This is a genomic window from Desulfovibrio sp. GTC20076 (assembly GCF_055385905.1).
Genome location: NZ_AP039366.1, coordinates 496921 through 523369 on the forward strand (window position 1 = coordinate 496921; position 26449 = coordinate 523369).

General features: G+C 58.1%; 19 protein-coding genes, 4 tRNA genes and 1 pseudogene. 2 read left to right on the forward strand and 22 right to left on the reverse strand.

Annotated elements, in window-relative coordinates:
• The first annotated feature begins 42 nt into the window (after nucleotides 1–42).
• On the forward strand, nucleotides 43–357 hold the full coding sequence (locus ACZ495_RS02240; RefSeq protein ID WP_012625262.1) for a hypothetical protein: 315 nt from the start codon (nucleotides 43–45) through the stop codon (nucleotides 355–357).
• A gap of 197 nt (nucleotides 358–554) precedes the next feature.
• On the forward strand, nucleotides 555–1490 hold the full coding sequence (locus ACZ495_RS02245) for a hypothetical protein (protein ID WP_083577936.1): 936 nt from the start codon (nucleotides 555–557) through the stop codon (nucleotides 1488–1490).
• A 285-nt stretch (nucleotides 1491–1775) separates the two neighbouring features.
• Here ACZ495_RS02245 and rpoC read toward each other — a convergent pair whose 3' ends face one another.
• The 22 genes and pseudogenes from rpoC to ACZ495_RS02355 all read right to left on the reverse strand — a co-directional run bounded on the left by rpoC (nucleotide 1776) and on the right by ACZ495_RS02355 (nucleotide 26446).
• Nucleotides 1776–5945 (reverse strand): DNA-directed RNA polymerase subunit beta', encoded by a 4170-nt coding sequence (rpoC, locus tag ACZ495_RS02250; RefSeq protein ID WP_012625260.1) that lies wholly within the window; start codon nucleotides 5943–5945, stop codon nucleotides 1776–1778.
• A 121-nt stretch (nucleotides 5946–6066) separates the two neighbouring features.
• Nucleotides 6067–10203: a DNA-directed RNA polymerase subunit beta gene (gene rpoB / locus ACZ495_RS02255; RefSeq protein ID WP_012625259.1), complete on the reverse strand. Its 4137-nt coding sequence runs from the start codon at nucleotides 10201–10203 to the stop codon at nucleotides 6067–6069.
• 467 nt (nucleotides 10204–10670) lie between these two features.
• Nucleotides 10671–11057 (reverse strand): 50S ribosomal protein L7/L12, encoded by a 387-nt coding sequence (gene rplL / locus ACZ495_RS02260; protein WP_012625258.1) that lies wholly within the window; start codon nucleotides 11055–11057, stop codon nucleotides 10671–10673.
• Nucleotides 11058–11108: 51 nt separating this feature from the next.
• Complete coding sequence (gene rplJ, locus ACZ495_RS02265) at nucleotides 11109–11633, reverse strand: 50S ribosomal protein L10 (RefSeq protein WP_012625257.1); 525 nt, start codon at nucleotides 11631–11633, stop codon at nucleotides 11109–11111.
• A gap of 166 nt (nucleotides 11634–11799) precedes the next feature.
• A complete protein-coding gene (rplA, locus tag ACZ495_RS02270) occupies nucleotides 11800–12507 on the reverse strand; it encodes a 50S ribosomal protein L1 (protein ID WP_012625256.1) in 708 nt (235 codons plus the stop codon).
• Nucleotides 12508–12686: 179 nt separating this feature from the next.
• A complete protein-coding gene (gene rplK, locus ACZ495_RS02275; protein WP_012625255.1) occupies nucleotides 12687–13109 on the reverse strand; it encodes a 50S ribosomal protein L11 in 423 nt (140 codons plus the stop codon).
• 174 nt (nucleotides 13110–13283) lie between these two features.
• On the reverse strand, nucleotides 13284–13856 hold the full coding sequence (nusG, locus tag ACZ495_RS02280) for a transcription termination/antitermination protein NusG (protein ID WP_012625254.1): 573 nt from the start codon (nucleotides 13854–13856) through the stop codon (nucleotides 13284–13286).
• Nucleotides 13857–13864: 8 nt separating this feature from the next.
• On the reverse strand, nucleotides 13865–14104 hold the full coding sequence (secE, locus tag ACZ495_RS02285) for a preprotein translocase subunit SecE (protein ID WP_012625253.1): 240 nt from the start codon (nucleotides 14102–14104) through the stop codon (nucleotides 13865–13867).
• A gap of 22 nt (nucleotides 14105–14126) precedes the next feature.
• A tRNA-Trp gene (locus tag ACZ495_RS02290) sits at nucleotides 14127–14203 on the reverse strand.
• A gap of 42 nt (nucleotides 14204–14245) precedes the next feature.
• Entirely contained in the window at nucleotides 14246–14395 is a 150-nt protein-coding gene (rpmG, locus tag ACZ495_RS02295; RefSeq protein ID WP_012625252.1) for a 50S ribosomal protein L33, read from the reverse strand.
• Between the two features lie 4 nt (nucleotides 14396–14399).
• The gene (gene tuf, locus ACZ495_RS02300; protein ID WP_012625251.1) at nucleotides 14400–15593 is read right to left on the reverse strand and encodes an elongation factor Tu; all 1194 of its coding nucleotides are present in this window, start codon (nucleotides 15591–15593) and stop codon (nucleotides 14400–14402) included.
• A 212-nt stretch (nucleotides 15594–15805) separates the two neighbouring features.
• A tRNA-Gly gene (locus tag ACZ495_RS02305) sits at nucleotides 15806–15881 on the reverse strand.
• Nucleotides 15882–15981: 100 nt separating this feature from the next.
• Nucleotides 15982–16067: transfer RNA gene (locus ACZ495_RS02310), tRNA-Tyr, on the reverse strand.
• A 50-nt stretch (nucleotides 16068–16117) separates the two neighbouring features.
• Nucleotides 16118–16193, reverse strand: a tRNA-Thr gene (locus ACZ495_RS02315).
• Between the two features lie 187 nt (nucleotides 16194–16380).
• The gene (gene prmC / locus ACZ495_RS02320) at nucleotides 16381–17298 is read right to left on the reverse strand and encodes a peptide chain release factor N(5)-glutamine methyltransferase (RefSeq protein ID WP_012625250.1); all 918 of its coding nucleotides are present in this window, start codon (nucleotides 17296–17298) and stop codon (nucleotides 16381–16383) included.
• Nucleotides 17299–17489: 191 nt separating this feature from the next.
• Nucleotides 17490–19910: pseudogene (gene lon / locus ACZ495_RS02325) on the reverse strand (endopeptidase La); the annotation flags it as partial.
• A gap of 53 nt (nucleotides 19911–19963) precedes the next feature.
• The gene (locus ACZ495_RS02330; protein WP_012625248.1) at nucleotides 19964–20653 is read right to left on the reverse strand and encodes a JAB domain-containing protein; all 690 of its coding nucleotides are present in this window, start codon (nucleotides 20651–20653) and stop codon (nucleotides 19964–19966) included.
• A 106-nt stretch (nucleotides 20654–20759) separates the two neighbouring features.
• On the reverse strand, nucleotides 20760–21800 hold the full coding sequence (locus ACZ495_RS02335; RefSeq protein WP_464262547.1) for a DNA polymerase III subunit delta: 1041 nt from the start codon (nucleotides 21798–21800) through the stop codon (nucleotides 20760–20762).
• 282 nt (nucleotides 21801–22082) lie between these two features.
• Entirely contained in the window at nucleotides 22083–24596 is a 2514-nt protein-coding gene (gene leuS, locus ACZ495_RS02340) for a leucine--tRNA ligase (protein ID WP_464262548.1), read from the reverse strand.
• A 13-nt stretch (nucleotides 24597–24609) separates the two neighbouring features.
• Nucleotides 24610–25104: a transcription antitermination factor NusB gene (gene nusB, locus ACZ495_RS02345; RefSeq protein WP_012625245.1), complete on the reverse strand. Its 495-nt coding sequence runs from the start codon at nucleotides 25102–25104 to the stop codon at nucleotides 24610–24612.
• Between the two features lie 3 nt (nucleotides 25105–25107).
• Nucleotides 25108–25578, reverse strand: a complete 471-nt coding sequence (gene ribH / locus ACZ495_RS02350) for a 6,7-dimethyl-8-ribityllumazine synthase (protein WP_464262549.1) — start codon at nucleotides 25576–25578, stop codon at nucleotides 25108–25110.
• Nucleotides 25579–25771: 193 nt separating this feature from the next.
• The gene (locus tag ACZ495_RS02355) at nucleotides 25772–26446 is read right to left on the reverse strand and encodes a riboflavin synthase (RefSeq protein ID WP_296984001.1); all 675 of its coding nucleotides are present in this window, start codon (nucleotides 26444–26446) and stop codon (nucleotides 25772–25774) included.
• Nucleotides 26447–26449: the final 3 nt, after the last annotated feature.

Genomic DNA, 26449 nt, shown 5'->3' on the forward strand with positions numbered 1-26449 from the left:
GGCGGGTTGCCCGCCCCGGTGTAAACGTTTCCGGAGAACAGCATGAACAGCTACAAGCAGCACCTTTATATCAGTTGCGTCCGCATTGCGGCTAACGCGCTTATGGTGGGCGCCATTTTTGTAGCCATGTACCAGTCGTCGCGCAGTTTTGACGCGGCAGAACTGACGTTTTGCGCATGGTTTTTCGGCATCACCATTCCCTTGTGGAGCGGGGCATTCTGGCTTACGCGCGTGGTTCGGCGGCGTTTTCCCGCCGAAGGGCAAAGCATGGTGCATCTGCCGCGCATGGGCCTGTCCCTGGTAAGCTGGCGTGTGCTTGACCAGGTCAAGGGTTCGCAGCTGGTCCAGCAACGCTAGAGGCATTGTTTGAAGCTGCCTAGCGCGCAAACAGACATCCGTCATGAAGGTGCAGCACAGATTCTGTCCAGCTATACAAGGGCTTGCGGAGCAATACAGCGTCGCTGCATGTTTGCCGGTAAAGCGCCGGAGTGAACAGTTATAAGTATTTTGAGGACACATGCGCTCAAAGCCAAATGCTCTAACAGGGGTATGTCATGATTGCTGCCGCCACGTTCAAAGGATACGGTTCATCCATGCAGACTGTTCTTGACGCCGACACCTGGGATGCCTGCCAGAATATCCGTCAGCGCCAGCGCCGCCTGGGTACTGTATGCGCCCTGCTGCTGGCCGTGGCCTTGTTGGGACTGGTGGACGGTCTGCAAGGCCTGATGCGTTCCGGGACCAATACGCTTGAAATGCTGCCAGGCAATGTTGTGGCGCTTTCCGGTCCTCTTACAGTCAAAAATCCCGTAACAGGCGACATAGAGGTGCGTTTTACGCCTCCAGATGCGCCGCTGGTTTTCAACCTTGAAGGCTTTTTTGCCGGATACTGGTTTGGCAACGGCATGTGGCGCGGTACTGTTGCCGCAGAAAACGGCGCAGAAGCCGGTGAGTACCAGATGCGCGTGACCTTCAGGGGCGCGGCGGCGACCACGGCCCAGAACTATGCCGTAGTTGTGCGCGCGGATGCCGCTGCTATGCGCGATCATTCAACCTCTTTTGCCCAGCGCCTTACCGGGTGTAATCCTTTTGTGCTGGCTGCGGCTTTTGTCGGTATGGCCCTGCTGGTGGGCGTGGGGGTATACAGGCAGGGCAGCAGGCTCATACGCAAGCTGGTGCGCCTTGGTTGCGGCGAAGTGGTGCGGGTGCAGGAAGAAAAGGACGGTCTGCGCTTGTGGTGCCTGCTTTTCGGCACACGCCCTCCCTATGAAGGAACTGTCTGCTCCGTTATCACCACAGATGGGCGCCTTCTGGCACAGGCCCGTGCGGGTACGGCAGCCAAGGGAGCCCTGCAGCTGTTTATCCGGCGCAACCAGATGCAGGACGCGTCCGGAACCTGCCATGAACAAACATCTTTCGCCGTGCGGCCCGGCTGCCTTGTCTGCCTGCGTCCTCCGTGTACGCAGTCTCCTCCGGCCCCCACAAGCTGAGCCAACCGGCGTTGCGCGGCATGCACATACGCGCCATATGTGCATGCCGCATTTCAAATGCACTAAGCGTTTTTTCTTCAGGCCTCATGAACTGGCGCTTCCCGAAGGTTGAGCGCCCCTGCTGCGGCATTACCAACAAAAGAGGCGCGGGATATCCCGCGCCTCTTTTGTTGGCTGTATTTTCTTTCCAGAGCATTTCATACTTGAAATGCTCTGGAAAGATTTGTCTCCAAATGATTGTAGGGCGGCAAAGCCGCCCTACAATCATTTGAAGCGTTAATTGCTCTAGCTGTTCAGATCAACCAGAATAGGGTTTTCTTCAAGCTCCTCAAGGAACTTGTCGGGGCGTTCCTTCTGGTCGGGAACCATGATCTCGCCGTTGACGTATTCACGGTAGCCTGTACCAGCAGGAATGAGGCGGCCCACGATGACGTTCTCCTTGAGTCCGCGCAGGTAGTCCATCTTGCCCTTGAGGGAGGCTTCGGTGAGTACCTTGGTAGTTTCCTGGAAGGATGCCGCCGAGATGAAGGAGGACGTGGTAAGCGAAGCCTGGGTGATGCCCAGCACCAGAGGTTCCGCCGTGGCGGGCTGGCGGCCCTCGGCGATAGCCTTCTGGTTTTCATGCTTGAATTCGCCCTTGTCCACCTGTTCGCCCACCAGGAAGCTGGTGCCACCGGTATCCAGAATGGTCACTTTTTTAAGCATCTGGCGCACGATGACTTCAATGTGCTTGTCGTCAATGCCCACGCCCTGGAAGCGGTAGACTTCCTGAATTTCGTCCACAAGATAGCGGGCCAGGTATTTTTCGCCCTTGGTGCGCAGGATGTCGTGCAGTTCGGGGTAGCCTTCGGTCAACGGGTCTCCGGCCTCTACAAAGTCGCCGTCAGCGGCGGTAATGTGTTTGCCCTTGGGAACCAGGTATTCCTTGGCTTCGCCGATTTCAGGCGTGACAACCAGCTTGCGCTTGCCCTTGGATTCGCCCGCATAGGTGACCGTACCCGATATTTCGGAAACCACGGCCATGTCTTTGGGCTTGCGCACCTCAAAAAGCTCGGCTACGCGGGGCAGACCGCCCACGATGTCCTTGGTTTTTGCAGTTTCGCGGGGTTTACGGGCGATGATGTCGCCAGCCTGGATATGCTCGCCGTCCTTGACCATGATGATGGAGCCGACGGGCAGGCTATAGATGGCCGCTGCGCCGCCGTGGCTGCGCTTTTTCACGTTGCCGTTGTCATCGCAGATGGAGATGGCCGGGCGGAAGTTGGTGGTGCGGTATTCCATGATTGTCAGGCTGGCCTGACGGGTGATGTCGTCCACCTTTTCCTGCACGGTCTTGCCGTCAATGATGTCGGTGAAGCGCAGGGTACCTTCTTCTTCGCACACAAAAGGTTCGTTGAAGGGGTCCCATTCGGCCATGACCGTACCCTTGACCACTTCCTGCCCATCGTGCACCAGCAGGCGTGCGCCGTTGGGCAGAATGTACTTTTCGCGTTCGCGGCCCTGAGCGTCCACGATGGTCAGCTGGCCGCTCTTGCCCAGCACCAGGTGCACGCCGTCCTTGTTGGTAACGGCCTTGACCCGGTTCAGGATGACGCGACCCGCGTTGAGGGCTTCAAACTTGTTCTTTTCAATGGTGCTGGATGCCGTACCGCCGATGTGGAAGGTACGCATGGTCAGCTGCGTGCCGGGCTCACCGATGGACTGTGCCGCGATGATGCCCACGGTCTCGCCCGTATTGACCAGATGCCCGCGGCCAAGGTCACGCCCGTAGCACAAGGCGCAGATGCCGCGTTCGGCCTGGCAGGTGAGGGGCGAGCGCACGGTAACCGAGGAAATGCCCTTGTCGCTGATGATCTGGGCCTCTTTTTCCGAAATGATGGTGTTTTCGGGCAAGAGGATTTCTTCCGGAGCGTCGGGATCATGCACGGGATAGAGCAGTACGCGGCCGATGATGCGTTCAGACAGGGGCGTTTTGACATCGCCGCCGTCCTTGAGGTGGGTCAGCTCGATGCCGTCCACCGTACCGCAGTCGTGTTCGGCCACGATGACATCCTGCACCACGTCCACCAGGCGGCGGGTGAGGTAACCGGAGTTGGCCGTTTTGAGGGCCGTGTCCGCCAGACCTTTACGCGCGCCGTGTGTGGAGGTGAAGTACTGCAACACCGACAGCCCCTCACGGAAGGAGGAGGTGATGGGCGTTTCAATAATTTCACCCGAAGGCTTGGCCATAAGGCCGCGCATGCCCGCAAGCTGGCGCATCTGGTCCTGGTTGCCTCGCGCGCCGGAGTTGGACATCATGAAGATGGGGTTGAAACTCTGGTTCTTTTCCTGCTTGCCGGTTTTGGGATCAGTGAGCACATCGTAGGAGATTTCCTTGATCATTTCCGTGGAAACGTCCTGCGTGGCCTTGGTCCACACGTCCACCACCTTGTTGTACTTTTCAGTACGGGTGATGATACCGTCACGATACTGGTGTTCGATGTCGTCCACTTCGGCCTGGGACGTGGCAAGAATGTCTTTCTTGCGGTCGGGAATGGTCAGGTCCTTGACGCCGATGGTCACACCGGCGCGGGTGGCGAACTCGTAGCCCATATCCTTGAGCTTGTCGCAAAGAATGACCGTGGCCTTGATGCCGCACTGGCCGTAGGCCGCGCCCACAAGGCGGGCGATATTCTTCTTGGTCAGCACGCAGTTGACATGGTCAAAGGACAGCTTTTCCGGGAGAATGTCGCTCACAAGCACACGGCCGGGCGTGGTGTCGTAGGTATGCCCGTCAGGCATGCGCACCTTGACGCGTGCGTGCAGCGAAACCATGCCGCCGTCATAGGCGCTTTCCACTTCCCACGGGGCGCAGAAGCTCATGCCCTCGCCCTTTTCAAAGCTGCGTTCCACCGTCATATAGTAGAGGCCAAGCACGATATCCTGCGAAGGCACGATAACAGGGCCGCCGTTGGCGGGTGAAAGAATGTTGTTGGTGCTCATCATGAGCACGCGGCATTCGATCTGCGCTTCTACAGACAGGGGAATATGTACAGCCATCTGGTCGCCGTCAAAGTCCGCGTTGTATGCGGAGCAGACCAGCGGGTGCAGACGGATGGCCTTGCCTTCGACCAACAGCGGTTCGAAAGCCTGAATGCCGAGGCGGTGTAGGGTCGGGGCGCGGTTGAGAAGAATAGGGTATTCGCGCACCACTTCTGACAGGATGTCCCAGACAACCAGCTCTTCGCGCTCCACCATTTTTTTGGCGCTTTTGATAGTGGAGGCATGACCGCGTTTTTCCAGCTCCGAATAGATGAAGGGCTTGAAGAGTTCAAGCGCCATCTTCTTGGGCAGACCGCACTGGTGCAGCTTGAGGTAAGGGCCGACGGTAATGACCGAACGCCCGGAATAGTCCACGCGCTTGCCCAGCAGGTTCTGGCGGAAACGGCCCTGCTTGCCCTTGATCATGTCCGAAAGGGACTTGAGGGGACGGCCGTTGGTTCCTGCAATGGCGCGGCCGCGGCGGCCGTTGTCAAAGAGGGCGTCCACCGCTTCCTGCAGCATGCGCTTTTCGTTGCGGATGATGATTTCCGGCGCGCCAAGCTCCATAAGCCGCTTCAAGCGGTTGTTACGGTTGATGACGCGGCGGTACAGATCGTTGAGGTCGGAGGTGGCGAAACGCCCGCCGTCCAGCGGCACGAGCGGACGCAGCTCCGGCGGGATGACAGGAATAACTTCCATAATCATCCATTCGGGCTTGTTGTCCGACTCAAGAAAAGCCTCAACAATCTTGAGACGCTTGGTAAGCTTTTTCTTCTTGGTCTGGCTTTTGGTGGCCTCGCCTTCTTCGCGCAGTTCGGTACGCAGCTTTTCAAGCTCCAGTTCTTCCAGCAGGCTGCGCACGGCTTCAGCACCCATGCCCACGGTCAGCACTTCATCGCTGCCGTAGTGGTCCAGAATCTGCAAATACTGGTCTTCGGAAATGACCTGGCGTTTCTGCAGGTTGGTCTGGCCCGGGTCGAGCACAATGTAAGAGTCAAAGTACAGCACCTTTTCCAGATCGGCCATGGTCATGTCCAGCAGGGTGCCGATCTTGGAAGGCAGAGTCTTCAAAAACCAGATGTGGGCTACGGGCGCGGCCAGTTCAATGTGCCCCATGCGCTCGCGACGCACCTTGGACGCAATGACTTCAACTCCGCATTTTTCGCAGACAATGCCGCGGTGCTTCATGCGCTTGTACTTGCCGCAGTTGCACTCATAGTCCTTCACGGGGCCGAAGATCTTGGCGCAGAAAAGGCCGTCGCGCTCAGGCTTGAAGGTACGGTAGTTGATGGTTTCCGGCTTTTTTACCTCGCCATAGGACCATTCGCGGATGGCTTCAGGAGAGGCAATGGAAATCTGGATGGCTTTCAGATTGCGGATGTTGGTCACGTTGGCCGACGTGCCGCGAGCGGTGAAAAGATCGTCCAGGCTCATATATAATACCTTGCTTTGGTAAAAGCTCGTTGGAATCGTTAGCTATGCTGTCGTCAGCCGTGAGCGGGCATGCCGCTGACGGCTGACGCAACGCTTGTCCGTGCCCGCCGAATGGGGCGGTTTAAGCCTCGTCCTCGCGTTCTCTCATATAGCCCGTACGCTTGGGCTTTTTCTTACCTTCTTCCTGGTGCAGGGTCACGTTAAGCCCAAGGCTCATGAGCTCCTTGACCAGAACGTTGAAGGATTCGGGCAGACCGGCTTCAAGGAAGTTGTCACCCTTGACTATTTTTTCATACATTTTCACGCGCCCGGTCACGTCGTCGGACTTGACCGTGAGGAACTCCTGCAGCAGGTAGGCGGCGCCGTAAGCTTCAAGCGCCCACACTTCCATTTCACCCAGGCGCTGGCCGCCGAACTGGGCCTTGCCGCCCAGGGGCTGCTGCGTCACCAGGGAGTAGGGGCCCGTGGAGCGGGCGTGGATTTTTTCGTCCACCAGGTGGTGCAGTTTGAGCATGTACATGACACCCGTGGTCACGCGGTTTTTGAAGGCTTCGCCCGTGCGCCCATCGTAAAGAGTTGTCTTGCCGTCATTGGCAAGGCCGGCTCTTTCCATCCAGCTCCATATTTCTTCTTCGGTCGCGCCGTCAAAAACAGGCGTTTTGGTCACGATGCCGTTGCGCAGCTTGCTCACAGAGGCCTTGAACTCTTCATCATCCATCTCGTCCACCAGGGCGTTGATGTCGTCAGAGCTGAAGATGCTCTTCACTTCATCACGCAGCACCTGCATGGCCGCGCCGGAATCCAGAAGTTCCGCCAGCTGACGGCCCAGTTCCTTGGCTCCCCAGCCGAGGTGGGTTTCCATGATCTGGCCGATGTTCATACGCGAGGGCACGCCCAGGGGGTTGAGCACGATATCCACGGGGCGGCCGTCGGCAAAGAAAGGCATGTCTTCTTCCGGCAGAATGCAGGAAACAACACCCTTGTTGCCGTGGCGGCCGGCCATTTTGTCACCCACAGAAAGCTTGCGCTTGATGGCGATATGCACCTTGACCATCTTGATGACGCCGGGGGGCAGATCATCGCCTTCAGTGACCTTTTCGCGCTTGGAATCGTAAATGGCGTGCAGGTAGTCGACCTGCTGGTCATAGGGCTTGAGGATTTCGGCCACGGCATCGTTGACTTCCTTGCTCTTGAAGAGGCCGGAAAGCTTCTTCACCGGCAGGCTGGCCAGCATTTCTTCCGTCAGGGCCGCGCCGGCTTCCACCAGCACTTCACCCTTCTTTTTACCGGGCAGGGATGCGGCTACCTGCTTGCCTACCACGTGCGGGATCAGCAGGGCGCGGGTACGGTCCGTAAGGGCGCGCATGTGGTCGGCTTCTTTCTGGTCGAGCACTGCGGTGTCGTGGCCTTCAATGGCCAGGGTGCGGTCGTCCTTTTCGCCGGAACGGCGGTTGAAGACCTTGACGTCAATAATGGTGCCTTCCACTCCCGGGGGAACCTTGAGTGACGTGTTTTTTACATCCCTGGCCTTTTCGCCGAAGATGGCCCTCAGGAGCTTTTCTTCGGGGGTAAGCTGGGTTTCGCCCTTGGGGGTAATTTTACCTACCAGGATGTCGTCGGGCTTGACTGCCGCGCCGATGCGGATAATGCCGCTTTCATCCAGGTTACGCAGCATATCTTCGCTGACGTTGGGAATATCGCGGGTGATTTCTTCGGGTCCCAGCTTGGTATCGCGGGCCACCACCTCGAATTCCTCAATGTGGATGGACGTGAAGACGTCTTCCTTCACCGTACGTTCAGAGATGAGGATGGAGTCTTCATAGTTGTAGCCGCACCAGGGCATGAAGGCCACCACCAGGTTCTTGCCGAGGGCCAGTTCGCCATCGTCAATGCCGGGGCCGTCAGCCAGAATCTGGCCTTTTTTAACAATCTGGCCGGGGTGGCAGCTGGGCTTCTGTCCAAAGCAGGAGTTCTGGTTGGACTTGTGGTACTTGAGCAGGTCGTAAGCGCGTACGCCGCCCTGCTTTTTGTACACATCGCCCTCGTAGGCCACCACGATGCGGTCCGCATCCACGTATTCGATCTTGCCGTCAGCCGGAGCAACTATGCATGCACCGGAGTCGCGGGCCACGTCCACTTCCATGCCGGTTCCCACAAGGGGTTTTTCGGACCGGAGCAGGGGCACGGCCTGACGCTGCATGTTGGAACCCATGAGCGCGCGGTTGGCGTCGTCATGCTCCAGGAAGGGGATAAGCGCGGCCGAGATGGAAACCATCTGGCTGGGCGAAATGTCCATAAGGGTCACTTCGTCGCGATGGCGCATTTCCACTTCGCCCTTGACGCGCACGGTGACGAATTCGTCCACAAGGTTGCCCTGCTCGTCCAGCAGTGCGTTGGCCTGCGCCACCACCTGATCCCCTTCGCGGGAGGCGTCGAGGTGGAGCACTTCATCGGTGACCCGGCCTTCACGCACCACATGATAGGGCGTTTCAATGAAGCCGTAGTCATTGACCTTGGCAAAGGTGGTCAGCGAAACGATAAGGCCGATGTTGGGACCTTCGGGCGTTTCAATGGGGCAGATGCGGCCATAGTGCGAGGTATGCACGTCGCGCACCTCAAAACCTGCGCGTTCACGGGTCAGGCCGCCGGGTCCCAGGGCCGAGAGGCGGCGCTTGTGCGTCACTTCGGAAAGGGAGTTGGTCTGGTCCATAAACTGCGACAACTGCGATGTGCCGAAGAATTCCTTCAACACGGCAGCCACAGGCTTGGGGTTGATAAGGTCGTGCGGCATGAGTGTGGAGATTTCCTGCAGGCTCATGCGCTCCTTGATGGCGCGCTCCATACGGACAAGGCCGATACGATACTGGTTTTCCACAAGTTCGCCTACCAGACGCACGCGACGGTTGCCGAGATGGTCGATATCGTCGGCAGGGCCGTGGCTGTCCTTGAGGTGGACCAGCACCTTGATGGCCGTAAGAATGTCGTTGTCCGTCAGGGTGCGCAGATCGGAAGGCTCGTCCAGGCTGAGGCGCTGGTTGAGCTTGTACCGACCCACGGGCGACAGATCGTAGTAGTCGGGATTGCGGAACAGGTTGTCAAAGAAACTGGCCGCAATTTCCGCCGTGGGCGGCGAAGAGGGACGCAGGCGACGGTATATTTCCTCCTGCGCCTTCAGCTGGTCCGGAATGCGGTCCAGCATGAGGGTGTCTCGGATGGAGGAAGAGGTGTCGTTGCCCTTGGTATGCAGCACGCTCACGCGGTTGATGCCCGCATCACGCATGCGGTCCAGCAGCCCGGGAGTGATTTCGTCCGCAGCCTCGGCCAGCAGTTCGCCAGTCTTGGGATCCGCCACGTCTCCGGCCAGGAACATGCCGTCCAGGGTATCGGGGCGCATTTCGATGGCTTCGATGCCCGCCTCGCAGATAAGACGCCAGCTGCGTTTGGTAATGGGCTTGCCGGCCTTGACGATGACATTGCCTTCGCTGTCGACGATGTCGGCATAGGCGTTGTCCTTGCGGTACAGTTCCTTGCGCACTTCCCAGAAAATGGTGTTGCGTTCTTCCAGACGGTAGGTTTCCTGCGTATAGAAGTAGTCAAGGATCTGTTCCTTGCTCATGCCCATCGCCTTGAACAGGATGGTGGCGGGCATTTTGCGGCGGCGGTCGATGCGGACGTAGAGAATGTCCTTGTGGTCAAAGTCGAAGTCCAGCCAGGAGCCGCGCATGGGGATGACCCGGCACGAATAGAGCACCTTGCGGCTGGTATGCGTCTTGCCGCCGTCGTGCTCGAAAATGATGCCGGGCGAACGCTGCAACTGGTTGACGATGACGCGTTCAGTGCCGTTTATGATAAAGGTGCCCTTTTCGGTCATGAGGGGCAGGGTACCGAAATAGATATCCTGCTCCTTGATGTCGCGAATAGTCCGGTTGCCCGAAGCTTCGTCGGCATCATACACCACAAGGCGCACTTTAATGCGCATGGGGGCTTCGTACGTCAGGCCTTTTGAAATACATTCGGCCTGGTCGTATTTTGGCTCGCCTATTTCATAGCTGACAAATTCCAGACTGGCGGTTTTGTTAAAGTCTTCAATAGGAAAGACCGTATGAAAAACGCCCTCAAGTCCTTCGTCAGGGCGGCGTTCGGCTTCCGGAACACCTTCCTGAAGAAACTTTTCATATGAGTCTATCTGCAGATTTAGCAGATGGGGGATAGGGAGGGAGATCTTGATCTTGCCGAACTGTTTGGTGAGCTGGCCCATGGGTACCTCAAGATAGGTAGCGGTTGCGCCCCGGCGGAGCGACAAAGAAGTATCTGCCGAAGCCGGCGGGCAAAAAACTTGCTGTCACTGCACCCTGAAAGCGTAAGACACGGCGGGAGGCAATTGCTTACTGTGCGGGGTAAGGCGAAAAAAACCCATCCCTGTCTGGGTAAACAGGGCTTGGGCTCGGGTATCTACCTTAAAAATATGTACTTATACAGTAAGTTATATTAAACAGAAAAAGGCCTCCTGTGCCGTTCATGAAAGAGGATACATAATAAGAAATTTAAGTTTTGGCAAGCTTTTTCTGAGGTAAATTTCTCGCTTGCCAAATATAAACAAAAAATACGCCGTTGGCAAAAAGAAAATACGCCTGCAAAAACAGAACATCAGCAGAATAAAAACTGCGCCAGATAATAAAAAAGCGGGGCCAGAAGGCCCCGCCATAAAGCGCGTAATAAACGTGCTTACTTCACTTCGACAACAGCGCCGGCTTCGGTCAGCTGCTTCTTGGCGTCTTCGGCTTCTTCCTTGGACACGGCTTCCTTCAGGGTGGAGGGGCAGCCGTCGACCTTTTCCTTGGCTTCCTTGAGGCCAAGGCTGGTCAGAGCGCGCACAACCTTGATGACGCCGATCTTGTTGGCGCCGGCTTCCTTCAGGATAACGTCGAACTCGGTCTTTTCTTCAGCGGCATCAGCAGCGCCACCAGCGGCCGGAGCGGCCACCATCATGGCTGCGGCGGGAGCAGCAGCAGACACGCCAAACTTTTCTTCCAGTTCCTTGATGAACTCGGAGAGTTCAAGAACGGTCATATTGGAGATAAATTCAACAACTTCTTCTTTGGTAACGGCCATGATAGTCTCCTGATCTTTGGCTTAAAGTCGGATGATTGCGGTGATGCACAACTAGGCGGCATTGGACTTCTGCTCTTCGATACCCTTGAGGGCATAGAGCAGGCCACGCAGCACGTTGGCAAACAGCGACACAAAATTGGTGGGCACGGCGTTCATTGTACCGAGCAGATGGCCGAGAAGCTGTTCCCTGCCGGGCAGCTTGGCCAGAGCGTCAATCTGGGCGACTTCAAGAGCCTTGCCGTCCAGGCTGGCGCAGCGCAATTCAAAAAGCTTGCTCTGCTTAGCAAAATCACTCAACGCCTTGGCCACCGCCACAGGGTCATCGAACCCAAAGGCCACGCCGATGTTTTCGCGGAATTTGTCCTTGATAACGTCGTGCGTGCCGTCGGTCAGAGCTATACGCGCCAGCGTGTTTTTAACGACGAGATACTCGCCGCCAGCCTTGCGAAGGCTACCACGCAGGTTCGTCAGCTCTTCCACCGTCATACCCTTGAAGTCCGTCAGCACAGCAAAAGAAGCCTTGTCGGCCTTGGCCTTGATGGCTTCAATAACTGCGGCTTTTTCAGACCTTTTCACGTGATACCTCTCACGTTCGGGGTTGCCAGGTGGAATGCCGAGCCAAAGTAGAAGCGTCTGGGCAGGGCGATTAAGGGCTATGCCCGCCTGCCGTCTTCGACTCGTATTCCTGTTCCTTAGACATTTTGATGGCGGCCTGGTTACAGGCCGCCATCAAACTTGAGAGTTACCCCTCAAGAAATTTTTTAACCTGAGTCATGTCCACTTTGAAACCGGGCCCCATAGTGGTGGAAATCGCCATGGAGATCAGATAGGTGCCTTTGGCCGAAGAAGGCTTGAGGCGGTTCACGGTATCAAGCAGGGCCTTGAGGTTGCCGAGGATTTTTTCGGGACCAAAAGAAGCCTTGCCCAGAGGGGCATGCAGCACACCGGCCTTGTCTACCTTGAAGTCAACGCGACCAGCCTTGAGTTCGCTCACGGCCTTGGCCACGTCAAAGGTGACGGAGCCGGTCTTGGCGTTAGGCATGAGGCCACGGGGGCCAAGCAGGCGGCCGATCTGGCCCACAAGGGCCATAACGTCGGGAGTGGCCACGGCAGCGTCAAAGTTGAGGTTGCCGGCCTTGACTTCGGCCACCAGATCTTCAGCGCCCACGATATCCGCACCGGCTTCGCGGGCTTCAGCCTGCTTTTCGCCCTTACAGAAAACGGCCACGCGCACGGTCTTGCCAAGCCCGTTGGGCAGGGTGACGGCGCCGCGCACCATCTGGTCGGAATATTTGGGGTCAACACCAAGACGGATGGCCACGTCTACGGTTTCATCAAATTTGGCAAAGGCCGCGCCCAGCGACTTGCCAACAGCGTCTTCAACGCTGAAGCGCTCCTGAAGGTCTGTACCTTCGAGGGCGTTGCGAAATTTTTTGCCATGTTTGGGCATGAGATAATCCTTGTCGTTTTGCATCTCCTGCCGGTCTTCTGCTTGAGCGAAGGCGGCAGTACAATTGATTTCAACGATGGCGTTGCGGGCGGAATCTGTTTTGAACCGCCGGACTGCGCCCCAAGGCCGATAAAGCTGCAAATTGCATGGGGCCGTAACCCCCGCGATGCGGCGTGGCCTTACTTAACGTCAATGCCCATGCTGCGAGCTGTACCCGCAATGGACTTGATGGCAGATTCCAGGCCGGCGGCGTTGAGGTCGGGCAGCTTGAGCTTCGCGATTTCTTCCACCTGAGCCATGGTCAGGCTGCCAACCTTGTTACGGTTGGGCTCGCCGGAGCCTTTTTCGATCTTGGCGGCCTTCATGATCAGCACCGAGGCCGGAGGCGTCTTGGTGATGAAGGTGAAGGAACGGTCGGCGTAGACCGTGATGACCACAGGAATGATCATGCCTTTCTGGTCCTGGGTACGGGCATTGAACTCTTTGCAGAAGCCCATGATGTTCAGGCCGTGCTGACCCAGGGCGGGACCCACCGGCGGGGAGGGGTTGGCCGCGCCCGCAGGAATCTGCAATTTGATTTTGGCAACTTCTTTTTTGGCCATTTGCTTTGTCCTTCATCAATGCTCGCGCAGATCGGCCGTGGCCGCCGCGCGGGGGCAAGTCATTAAGCAAGGTTAGGTGGCACTTTGTCCGGCGTGCTGCTCAAGGGTGCTGCAACGCGCCGTGCGGGCTGGGAATATGTCCCTTCCGCAAAAACCCTTCGGAAACGAAGGGTTCTAGCCTTTGGAAACCTGCGCAAAGTCCAGTTCCACCGGCGTTTGACGCCCGAAAATGGAAACGGAGACGCGCAGCTTCCCCTTGTCGTAGTTAACGTCTTCCACCACGCCGTTAAAGCCTCCAAAAGGCCCTTCAATAACGCGCACCTCGTCACCCCTGTCAAAGTTGAACTTGGGTCTCGGGGTTTCCTGGCGTGTTTCCATCAGTGACAGAATGCGTTCCGCCTCTCCATCACGCATGGGGGTGGGACGGTTTTTACCGCCCACAAAACCTGTAACCTTGGGTATGGACTGCACCAGATGCCAGGACAGGTCGGTCATGACCATGCGCACCATCACATAACCGGGGTAGAACTTGCGCGTAGAAGTGCGCTGCTGTCCGCCCTTGGTAGGTTCGATGACCTTTTCGGTAGGAACCACCACTTCTTCAATCAGGCCTTGTTCCTGCCCGGTGCGGCGCAACTCGTTAATGGTTTTCTGCACACGCTGCTCGAAGCCCGAGTACGTGTGCACAATGTACCAGCGAGCTTTTTTCGACAGCTCGGAAGTTTCGTCGATAACAGGATCTTTCATATCGGCCTTCAGGACAGTATGGTCTTGATCAGGGATGACAGACCAAGGTCAACCAACCCCAAAATGACGGCCATCACGGCTACAAAGCCCAACACAGCCAAAGTGGCTTTACGTGTTTCTTTTACCGTGGGCCACGTCACTTTGCGCAATTCGGCCTTTGCGTCTTCGACGTAGCGCGCGAAGCGCACGAAGACGTTGGGGGCTTTATCGGCCTTGAGGTCGGCAGCTTGAGCTTGTTTTTTTGCCATGATGTTGTCCGGAGATAAAAAATGGCAGGGCAGGAGGGATTCGAACCCCCAACTTGCGGTTTTGGAGACCGCCGCTCTAGCCGTTAGAGCTACTGCCCTGCGTGCCGTCCGGGGGGCTTAACGCCCCCCGGCGGAATTATGTTACCTGGTTTCGCGATGCACCGTGTGCTTCTTGTCCCAGGGGCAATACTTTTTCATTTCCAGCCGACCGGTAGTATTTTTCTTGTTCTTCCGGGTGCTGTAGTTGCGGCGTTTGCACTCAGTGCAAGCCAGAAGTATGTTGACTCTCATAAAACTACTCGTTGATTTCGGTCACCACGCCCGAGCCAACGGTGCGGCCACCTTCACGGATGGCGAAGCGCAGGCCGGCTTCCATGGCGATGGGAGCGATGAGTTCAACAATAAACTGCGAGTTGTCGCCAGGCATAACCATTTCCACACCTTCGGGCAGGCTGATGACGCCGGTGATGTCCGTGGTACGGAAGTAGAACTGGGGACGGTATCCGGTGAAGAACGGGGTATGGCGGCCGCCTTCTTCCTTGGAGAGCACGTACACTTCAGCCTTGAACTTCTTGTGGGGCGTGATGCTCTTGGGCGCGGCAAGAACCTGACCGCGTTCCACATCGTCACGCTTGGTGCCGCGCAGCAGGGCGCCGATGTTGTCGCCGGCTTCGCCCTGGTCGAGCAGCTTGCGGAACATTTCAACGCCGGTGCAGGTGGTCTTGACGGTGGGCTTGATGCCCACGATTTCCACTTCTTCGCCGACCTTGATGACGCCGCGTTCCACACGACCGGTCACAACGGTGCCGCGGCCGGAGATGGAGAACACGTCTTCAATGGGCATCAGGAAGGGCTTGTCAATGTCACGCACAGGCTCGGGAATGAAGGAGTCGCAAGCATCCAGAAGGTCAAGAATGCACTTGGCTTCAGCGGAGTTGGGATCATCGGATTCCAGGGCCTTGAGTGCGGAGCCGCGGATCACGGGCACGTCGTCGCCGGGGAAGTCGTAGGAAGAAAGCAGTTCGCGCACTTCCAGCTCCACCAGTTCGAGCAGCTCTTCGTCGTCCACGAGGTCGCACTTGTTCAGGAACACCACCAGCTGGGGCACACCGACCTGACGGGCGAGCAGGATGTGCTCACGGGTCTGGGGCATGGGGCCGTCAGTGGCAGCCACCACCAGGATGCCGCCGTCCATCTGGGCAGCGCCGGTGATCATGTTCTTGATGTAGTCGGCGTGACCGGGGCAGTCCACGTGAGCGTAGTGACGCTTGTCGGTCTCGTACTCAACGTGCGAGGTGGCAATGGTGATGCCGCGTTCCTTTTCTTCGGGGGCCTTGTCGATTTCGTCATACGAAATGAACTTGCCGCCGCTTTTCAGGTTGGCCACTTTGGTGATGGCCGCGGTCAACGTGGTTTTGCCATGGTCAATGTGGCCGATGGTGCCGATGTTTACATGGGGCTTTTTGCGTTCAAATTTTTCCTTGCCCATTGTACGTCTCCCTGGAGAAAATAATGTTTGCGTTTTACCTGCGTTACAAAAAAGTGCTTCAAGCCTTGCGTGTGTAACGCCTGCTCCTCGCGTAACGGCTGCGGCAGTGGGAAAAAAACCGTTGGGCGGCCCGCTGTCCGCATTCAGTCCCTGGACACCAGGGAACGTGCATTGGCGGACGGGTTGACTGAGGGGGAGGAATTCAGCAGGAATGGAGCGGGAAACGGGATTCGAACCCGCAACCCTCAGCTTGGAAGGCTGATGCTCTAGCCGTTGAGCTATTCCCGCACGCTACCGTAGTTCCCCGACAGGTACCCTGTCTCCTACAGCCAAGGCAGTTTTTTGTAACCAGCCACCAACCGTCCAAAAATGGAAGACGGAAAAGTGGTGGTGGAGGGGGGTGGATTTGAACCACCGAAGTCTTACGACGACAGATTTACAGTCTGTTCCCTTTGGCCACTCGGGAACCCCTCCACTCTTGCCGCAAAGGTCGGGCAAGTGTCCGTCCTTTGTTCAGCGTAATATGGAGCTGGCGATGGGACTCGAACCCGCAACCTGCTGATTACAAATCAGCTGCTCTGCCAGTTGAGCTACGCCAGCGGCAAGAGTGCTATTTAGCCACTTCCGTTCCGCTTGGCAAGTAAAAAATGCATTTTTATGCAATTTTTTTAAAAATTCCGCTTATTCGCCGTTTTTTCAGGCTTGCGGACAACCTCTGCCTCGAAGAAAAACAGGATTCTTAAGGATCAGGGGCGGAAGCCGTTTTTTTGGCCGTCGGAAACCGCCGTTAGCCCTGCGCCCGAAACGCCACAGTACAGCGTTCAAGCCCGGCCATATCCCTGTGGGTGACCGGGGCCTCGAACAGGTCATGCTCACGTAACAGGCGGCGTGTTGCCGCGCCCTGTGCCGCCCCGTGCTCCAGCAGCAGCACGCCACCGGGGACAAGCGCCCATGCAGCGGCCTGTATGGCGGCTGCGAGGTGGGCGAGTCCCTGTCGTGGTGAGAAAAGAGCGCTGTGCGGCTCGTGCTCCAGCACTTCTCCCATTACCATGCTTCGCTCGGATTCGGCAATATAGGGCGGATTGCTTACCAGCATGGTGTATGCGCCCCGCGCCAGAGGCGGCCGGGTCATATCCCCGGGCAGGCACCATACGCGGTTTTGTGCGCCGAGACTCGCGGCATTGTGCCGGGCTGTCTGCACGGCCTCCGGGCTGATGTCCACCAGTACGCCCTGCCAATGCGGCAGCTCCAGGGCCAATGTAATGCCGATGCAGCCCGAACCGCAGCCCAGGTCAGCAAAACAGGGACCACAACCGGCAGGCGTGCCTTCTGTCTTGGCGTGACGCAAACCTTGCCTGTCCGCAGCGTCAATGATTTTTCGCGCCGCCTCAATGGCTTTATCCACAAGCAGTTCGGTTTCAGGCCGCGGGATGAGTGTGTGGGGCGTGACGGCAAAATCGCGCCCATAAAATTCTTTGCTGCCCGTGATATGGGCCAGCGGTTCTCCGGCGGCGCGGCGGGCCAGCAGGGTGTTCAGTGTCTGGATTTCGTGGGCGCTCAACTGTCGCCCGGCGTACATGACGCAGCCAAGGCGGTCAAGCTGCAGCACTTTTTCCACCAGTACCTGCGCGCAAAGGCGGGGGCTGTCTACCCCCGCCTTTTGCAATGTTTGCGCAGCTTCAATCAGATATTGACGCAGACGCACCGTTTTCAGGCTCCGGCTTCTGCGGTGGGCCGTTCGTCCCCGGTTTTGTCCTTCCGGCGTCGTGCCGGGGCCGCAGGCTTGGCCGGGCGGGCAGCCACCACATCCTTTTTCCCGGCGGCCGCCTTGCTTTTGCCACCTTTATCGCCAGCCTGCCCTGCGCCAGATGCGCCGCCCTTACCGCTTTTACCTTCAAAAACCAGGGGCAGCAGTTCATCGTAATGGTGTACAGGGTGTACGGTGATACGTTTGAGCAGTTCCTTGGGCACGTCTTCAAGGTCCTTGGTATTTTGCCACGGAATGACAACATGTTTCAGTCCGCGCGCCACACCGGCCAGGATTTTTTCCTTGATGCCGCCCACGGGCAGCACCCGGCCCTGAAGGGTAATTTCGCCGGTCATGCACAGGTCAGCGCGTACGCGGTGGCCGTTGAGGGCCGAAATCAGGGCTGTGGTGAGCGTTACGCCTGCAGAAGGGCCATCCTTGGGCGTGGCCCCTGCGGGCACGTGCACATGGATGTCGTATTCCGACACGAAGGACGGATCCACTCCCAGTTCTTCAGCGCGACTGCGTATGTAGCTCAGGGCGGCCTGGGCGCTTTCTTTCATGACATCGCCCAGTTGACCTGTAAGGGTGAGGCCGCCCTTGCCCTTCATCACCGTGGCTTCCACAGTGAGAACTTCCCCGCCGGCCGGGGTCCAGGCCAGGCCCAGAGCCATGCCGGGCATGAGTTTCTTTTCTTTTTCGTCTTCAATAAAGCGGGGTGCGCCCAGCAGCTTTTCCACATCTGCGGTGCTGACCCTGAAAGGCCCCTTTTTGCCTTCAGCCTTGCGGCGGGCCAGTTTGCGGCATATGGAGGACAACTCGCGCTCCAGGTTGCGCAGGCCCGCTTCGCGCGTGTACTCACGTATGACTTTTTCCAGGGCCGCATCGTCCAGCGTTACATCCTTTTCCTGCAGGCCGTTTTCCTTGATCTTTTTAGGCAAAAGATGCTTGCGGGCGATCTCGGCCTTTTCCTGCATGGTGTAGCCGGGCAGGGTGATGACCTCCATGCGGTCGCGCAGGGGGGCCGGGATGGTTTCCAGATGGTTGGCCGTACACAGGAACATGACCTTGGAAAGATCAAAGGGCACGTTCAGGTAATGGTCGCTGAAAGTGTGGTTCTGTTCCGGGTCCAGCACTTCCAGCAGGGCGGATGAGGGGTCGCCCCTGAAGTCCGCGCCGAGCTTGTCCACTTCGTCCAGCACAATGACGGGGTTGCGTGTCCCCGCCTGCTTGAGGCTCTGGATGATGCGGCCGGGCATGGCGCCGATATAGGTGCGCCTGTGCCCGCGTATTTCGGCCTCGTCGTGCATGCCGCCCAGGGACAGACGCTGGAACTTGCGACCCAGCGCGCGGGCGACGGAGCGTCCGAGGGACGTTTTGCCCACGCCGGGAGGACCCGCAAAGCAGAGGATCGGCCCTTTGGATTGCGGATTGAGCTTGCGCACACTCAGGAATTCGAGAATGCGGTCCTTGATTTTTTCCAGACCACAGTGGTCTTCATCCAGGATCTGCTTGGCGTGGGCTATGTCCAGCCTGTCGCGCGAGAGTTTTTTCCAGGGCAGTTCCGCCAGCCAGTCCAGATAGGTACGCACCACGTTGGCCTCGGAAGAGTCCGCGTGCATGCCGGCCAGACGGCGCAATTGCTTGTCGGCCTCCTTGCGCACGTCCTTGGGCATGCCGGCCTTGTCCAGGGCGGCCCGCAGGCTTTCCAGCTCTTCTTCTCCCTCATCGTCCTTGTCGCCAAGTTCGCTGCGGATGGCCTTGAGCTGTTCGCGCAAAAAGTAGTCTTTTTGCGCTTTGTCCATGCCTTCGCGTGCCGAGCTCTGAATGCGGGCCTGCACTGTGGCTACCTCAACCTCGCGCTGCAACTGGGTGTTGACCAGCATGAGGCGGTCCAGCGGGTCTTCCGTTTCAAGAATCTGCTGCGCGTCGGCCGTCTTCATGCGCATGTTGGCGGCGATGAGGTCGGCCAGACGGCCGGGATCATCCACGCCTTGCAGCACTGCCAGCACGTCCGGTGAAGAAAGCCCGCGCAGGGACAGCACTTTTTCGCTCTGCTCGCGCACGGAGCGCAGCAGGGCCTCAACAGTGGCGTCTACCTTGGGGGTGGCTTCGGGCAGGGTTTCAATGTGGGCCTCAAGGAAAGGCTCCACCTGGCTGAATTCACGCACACGGGCACGGCTGACGCCCTGCACCAGGATTTTTACCCGCGAGTCGGGCATCTTGAGCATGCGCATGACCTGCACCACGGTACCCACCTGATAGATATCTTCGGGGCCGGGGTCTTCGGTGGCTTCTTCTTTTTGTGCGCAGACAAGCAGATGCCGACCGCTCTTGAGGGCCGCCTCAACGGCCTGAACGGATTTTTCGCGTCCGATAAAGAGCGGCAGGATCATGTAATTGAAAATAACCACATCGCGCACGGGCAGGATGGGCAGAGTATCGGGAATGCTCTGCATGGCGGCGGCGAGGCCGCCCTCGCTTTCGGCCAGGTCGTGCCCGGGATTTTCCACCGCGCGCGGATCTTCGTTTTCGATGCCAGGCCCGGTGTCGGAATCAGGCCCGCTCATGTGCAACAAATAGTTCTTGTCGTTGTAATCGGCCATATATTCTCCCTGACTGCCTATATGGTCTGCATCTGTGTGATGCTGTAGCAGTCTCCCTCTGTAACAATAACGTGATCAAGAAAACGCAGGCCCAGTTGCGGCGCAAGCCTTTGCAGTTCTGCGGTAAAGGTCTTGTCCGCCTCCGAAGGGGCAGGATTGCCGCCGGGGTGGTTGTGCACCACGATAATGCCGCTGGCCTTGCGCAACAGCGCCGCTTCAAACACGTCTCTTGGCTGTACGGGAACCTCGGCCACGCCGCCCTGGCGCAAGCGTTCCCAGGCCGTAAGCCTGTTGCGCTGGTCTACCAGAGCCAGCCAGCATTCCTCATGGGGGCAGCCGGCCAGTCGGCTTTGGGCCATACGGGCCACCGCCTGTGGGGTGGCAAGAACCTCGCGCTTGCGCACGGCCGAGTCCGTATAGCGGCTATAGGTTTCGCGCAGAGCCGTGAAAAAGGTCATGAGTCCCGGTCCAAAGCCGGGTACGGCCAGAAGTTCATCAGGTCTCGCGTCCATAACGCCCCGGATGCCGCCAAAACGGCGCAGCAGTTCCTTGGCCAGGGGTTTGGTGTCCTTGCGTGTGAGACTGTACCCCAAGAGCAGCTCCAGAACCTCATAATCCGCCATTCCGGCGGGATCGCGCTCAAAGCGCTCACGCAGTCTGGCCCGGTGGCCTGTGTGCGATGGTATGGAACCTGACGTTGTTGTCATAAGGTAAGCAGTCTTGAAGGTTATGCAAGAGGGCAGGGGAATGGCTACAGGGAAATTATCGTTTCAGAGGGCAAAAAACAAGGCGTAAGGCCCGCCCGGGAGGCGCTCACGCGCGGCCTTGCACCTGGGCAAAAAGGGCCGTCATGCGGGCGGCCAGAAAGTCCAGGCTCTGGTCCGGGCTGCGGCGTCCGCTTTTGACCTGAAGTTCGGCGTCTACTATCAGGGACATACCCTGGGCGATGGCCGCCGGGCCAAGCCGCCGGGCAAGCTGCTTTTTGGCAGAGGCGTCCTGCGGTCGCATGCGCGGGTTTTCTCCGGCCTGGCACTGCCACAGGAGGCGCATTTCGCGGGCCAGCAGGGCCAGCAGGGAAAAGAGCAGGCTGTCGCCGTCCTTGTTGCGCGCAAGTTCTTTCCATACGGCGGCCAGGTTGCCCGCCTGCATGTGCCGGATGCAGGCAAAAACATCGCATTCCGGACTCCAGGAGGCAGTGGAAGTCATGGCCAGACTGACGGTGCCGTCGTCTTTCTGCTCCTGTGCACTGTCTGCCATGGCGCGGCACAGCAGAATCAGCTTGTCCAGTTCATTTTCTATGGCCAGAGCATCAGGCGGCACGGAGGCGCAAAACTGTTCGAGAGCGTCAGGGGCAAAGCGCAAGCCCAGCGCCTGACAGCGTTGCAGCACATATTTTCGCACCGTGCGCTCGCCAAGCCCCTCCTGCCGCCATATCCAGCCTTTTTTATCGGCAAAGGCCATGCAGGGAAGTTTGCCCAGGTGGGCGGGGATTTTGGGCTGGCCGCGCTCCCAGTTGACTTCAAGGCAAAAAAAGGGCCAGCACTGGTCAGATGGCCGGGCCAGGGCGTGGGAAATTTTTTTCCACACAGCGGCGGGCCACAGGTTGGCCTGACGCACCACCAGAGCGCGGGGCGCGCCGAAAAGGCCCTGCAGGGTAAGGTGCTCCCAGAATCCCTGGGGAGGTTCTTCATCGCCCCAGTATACATGGCGTTCCCACTGTGCCGGAGCGTTTTGCGGCAGCAGGCCGCCGTCGGCAGCCGGAGGGTATGCCGACAGCTGCCGGGCGAGATGGTCGCGCAACAGTTGCCCGTCAGGGCAGACAAGGAGGGAAAAACCGGGGCGGGTAGTGCTCATAACCCTATCATAGCGGTAAAAGTTTTTGTGGGGAAGAGTTATGGGGAAGGGAAGCCTTTACGACGCTTCCCTTCCCCATAACATATTCTCGGTCAATTACCGGGCACAGCCGGGCATGGAGTCTTTCGCATGGTAACGGTGCGCTTCGTCCCCAATAAGGAGTTTCCTGCGCGTTGTCATTCTGTCGAAAAACGTAATTTTCGGCAGAATCACGCCGTGTTACGGTGTGCTGGACTCTCGTGCCGTGTTAGTACATGCAAACTTTTTCACCGGTACAATGCGCTAATTGGCCACGATGTTGACCAGCTTGCCCGGAACTACCACCACCTTGCGGACAGTCAGCCCGGCTGTGTGACGCTGCACCGAGCTGTCTGCAAGGGCGGCTTCTTCCATGGCGGCCTTGTCGGCCCCGGCGGGGATGTCCACCGTGCCGCGTAGTTTGCCGTTGACCTGAAGGGCCACAGTCACTGTATCCTGCGCCGTGGCCTCCTTGTCCCACTGGGGCCAGGGCTCGTCAGACAGGGATGCGTCATGCCCCAGGCGGTTCCACAGTTCTTCACAGACATGCGGGATTATGGGTGAAAGCAACGTAAGCACCGTGCCCATAGCTGAAGAGAATACCCGTCTGTCGCCTTCGGTCGATCCCATTTTTTCGCGTGAAATGTACATGGTGTTGACCAGTTCCATCACAGCGGCAATGGCTGTGTTGAACTGGAAGCGGTCTCCCATGTCTTCTCCGGCTTTTTTAACAGTCAGGTGTTCACGGCGGCGCAGATCGCGGGCTTCAGGGCTTTGGGCGTCCTGGGCAGTCGAGGCGCAGGCCTTGAGGGGCAGCAGGCGTGCCTGTTCTTCCACAAAAAGCCGCCATACGCGGTTGATGAAGCGCGAAGCCCCCTCAATGCCCGAATCGGACCAGTCGAAATCCCTTTCGGCAGGGGCGGCAAACAGGCAGAAAAGCCGCACAGTGTCTGCACCGTATTTTTTGATCATTTCTGTGGGGTCAACCACGTTGCCCTTGGATTTTGACATCTTGCCGCCGTCTTTGAGCACCATGCCCTGCGTGAGCAGGTTGTTGAAAGGCTCGGAAAGTTCGGGTGGGAAGAAACCCATGTCGCGCAGTACTTTTGTGAAAAAGCGGGAGTAGAGCAGATGCAGAATGGCATGCTCCACACCGCCGATGTACTGATCCACAGGCAGCCAGTACTTCACCGCGTCCATATCAAAAGGCGTTTCAGTGTCGCGGGCGCTGGCAAAGCGCGCGAAGTACCATGAGGACTCCACAAACGTGTCCATTGTATCTGTTTCGCGCCGGGCCGGACCGCCGCATTGGGGGCAGATGCACTGCGCGAAGGACGGCGTATCGGCCAGGGGGGACCGGCCATCGCTGCGGGTTTTTACATCCAGCGGCAGCAGTACGGGCAGGTTTTCTTCCTTTTCCGGCACAGCCCCGCACTTGTCGCAATAAATTACCGGGATAGGAGCGCCCCAGTAGCGCTGGCGCGAGATGTTCCAGTCACGCAGGCGGAACTGGGTGGTAGCTTTGCCCTTGCCGTTTTTTTCAAGGCTCTGGGCCACGGCTTTTTTGCCGTCTTCGTTGAGCATGCCGTCAAACTGGCCGGAATTGACCATGACGCCTTCACCGGTATAGGCCTCGGGCATGGTTTCGGGCGTGAGTTCCTGCCCTTCGGGGCAGATGACCACCTGTACGGGCAGGCTGTATTTGTGGGCAAACTCAAAGTCGCGCTGGTCGTGAGCGGGAACGCCCATAACCGCGCCCGTGCCGTAGTCGGCCAGGACAAAGTTGCCGAGCCACAGGGGAACACGCTGGCCCGTAAAGGGATGAAGCGCGTAAGCACCGGTGAAGATACCTTCTTTTTCCAGCAGGTCGGACTGGCGGTCCAGACGGTCCATGTTGCGGATGCGCTCTACAAAAGCCCGGACTTCATCGGCTTTTTCGTAGCCTTCAATCAGGTGCTCAACCAGGGAGTGCTCGGGGGCCAGCGTCATGAAGGTTACGCCGAAGACCGTGTCGGGCCTGGTGGTAAAGACGTCAATGCCCTTTACGCCTTCCACGTTTTTTTCCAGGCCAAAGGTAATGGCCGCGCCGGTGGATTTACCTATCCAGTTGCGCTGCATGGCGATGACGCGTTCAGGCCAGCCGCCTTCAAGCGTGCCAAGATCACGAAGCAGTTCATCGCCGTAGGCCGTGATCTTGAGAAACCACTGGGTCAGGTCTTTTTGTACCACGCGGCTGTCGCAACGCCAGCACAGACCGTCGATGACCTGTTCATTTGCCAGCACTGTATGACAGGAAGGGCACCAGTTCTGCGGGGCTTTTTTGCGGTAGACGAGTCCCTTTTTCAGCAGGCGCAGAAAAAACATCTGCTCCCACTGATAATATTCGGGGCGGCAGGTGGCGATTTCACGCGACCAGTCATAGGAATAGCCCAGCCGTTTCAATTGGGCGCGCATGGTGCGGATATTGGCATAGGTCCATTCCGCGGGATGGGTGTTGTTTTTGATGGCGGCGTTTTCCGCAGGCAGGCCAAAGGCGTCCCACCCCATAGGATGCAGCACGTTATAACCCTGCATGCGTTTGTTGCGCGCGACCACATCGCCGATGGAGTAGTTGCGCACATGGCCCATATGTATGTTGCCCGAAGGGTAGGGGAACATTTCGAGCACATAGTATTTGGGCTTGTTGCTTTCATGGCTGCAGGCAAAGGCGTTTTCTGCCTGCCAGCGGGCCTGCCATTTTTCTTCAATTGCTTGCGGATTGTAACGTTCTTGCGTCATGGGGCATACCGGTTCAGATAGATGTATTGGAGGGTGCGGCGCAGCGTTGCAGCTCGCCGTTTTCCAGAGCCTTGGCCACAGCGTCGAGAATGCCGTTGATGAAGTTCTTGGCATTGCCTTCACCAAACTGGCGACTCAGCTCCAGGGCTTCATTGATGGCCACTTTGGGCGGTACATCAGCACGAAAAACAAGCTCATACGCAGCCAGCCGCAGCAGGGTCAGTTCAACCCGGCCCATACGGTCCACGCGCCAGTTGTGCGAAAAACGGCTGATAGTCTCGTCCAGAGCAGAGCTGTTGCTCCATACTCCTTCCACAAGCTCCCAGGAAAAGCCGCAGGCTTCCACAGGAACACCGCTTTCCTCACTGCGCGCCAGATTGTCAGGCGACATGCGAAAACTGCGGCGCAACTCTTCAAGAGAGCGGGCCGGCGTGAAGGAGAGACCGTACAGAACCTGAAAAGCCAGTTCACGCTCACCGCGCCTGGTGGCATTTTTGCCTTTGGCCATGGGTTACAACTGCTCCATAACGCGGATGGTTTCCAGCATGGCAGCCGCAGCTTCCACACCCTTGTTACCTGCCTTGGAACCGGCACGCTCAATGGCTTGCTCGATATTGTCGCAGGTCAGCAGGCCAAAGCCAACAGGCATGCTGTGTTGCAGCATGGCCTGGGCAATGCCCTTGCTGGCCTCGGCGCATACGTAATCAAAATGGGGAGTTCCACCACGGATGACAGCGCCCAGAGCCAGGATGCCGTCATACTTGCCGGACGCGGCCAGCTTCTGGCAGGCCAGGGGCATCTCGAAAGCGCCGGGAATGCGCACCATGGTCACGTTTTCCATGTCCAGACCGTGACGCTCCAGATAGTCCAGCGCGCCGCCCACCAGGCGGTCTACAATAAAGTCGTTAAAGCGGGTGGCCACAACGGCCACCTTGAGGCCCTTGGCGTCCAACTGGCCCGCAATGGTTTTCACAGTGCTCATGGCGACTCCTCGGCGCAACGATGCGCCCTGTTCCTTCGTGATATATGGGTTATAAAAATGTCATGCAAACGCGGCTGTGTCTGCGCCTGGCGAACTTCACCCGCAAGGGGCGTTTTCTGCGCATGACGCAAAAGTATGGCATGACGCTTCCGCGCGGCACGATGCCGCGCACGGTCATTGCCATATGGAAGGTCTATAGAAAACCTTGCCGCAACAGAAAATCCTTGCTCAGCCCCGATACTTCAGGGTCTGTCTTGTCGCTGTTTGTACTGTTTCCGGCCCAGGGACCCAGCAGGCGGCGGACGTATTTTCCGATGAGGTCGGTTTCCATATTGACCGTCACGCCCGGACGCCAGTGCAGCATGGTGGTGCGCTTCTGTGTATCGGGGATGATGTTGACCTCAAGAAAATCCGGGCCGCAATCATTGACCGTAAGACTTATGCCGTCAAGAGACACGGACCCCTTGGGGATAACCTCCGCCCCGAATTCGGCGGGAAAGACAAGGCGGCAGCAAAGGGACTGTCCGGTCCGGCGTACTTCGCGCACGGTGGCAAGGCAGTCCACGTGACCGCTCACCAGATGCCCTCCCAGACGGTCGCCCATGGCCAGCGCCCTTTCCAGGTTGACCAGATGCCCGACTTGCAGGCCGCCCAGAGTTGTGCGCGTGAGCGTCTCGGCCGAGGCATAGGCTGTGAAGGTGTCGGCCCCGTGTTCTTCCACTGACAGGCAGGCTCCGTTGACGGCAATGGATTCGCCATCAATGATGTTGGGCAAGGTAAACAGGGGGCGCAGACATATACGGCATTCCGTGCCGCTTTTACGCATGGAGCGCACCTCGCCCTGTCCCTGTATGATACCGGTAAACATGAT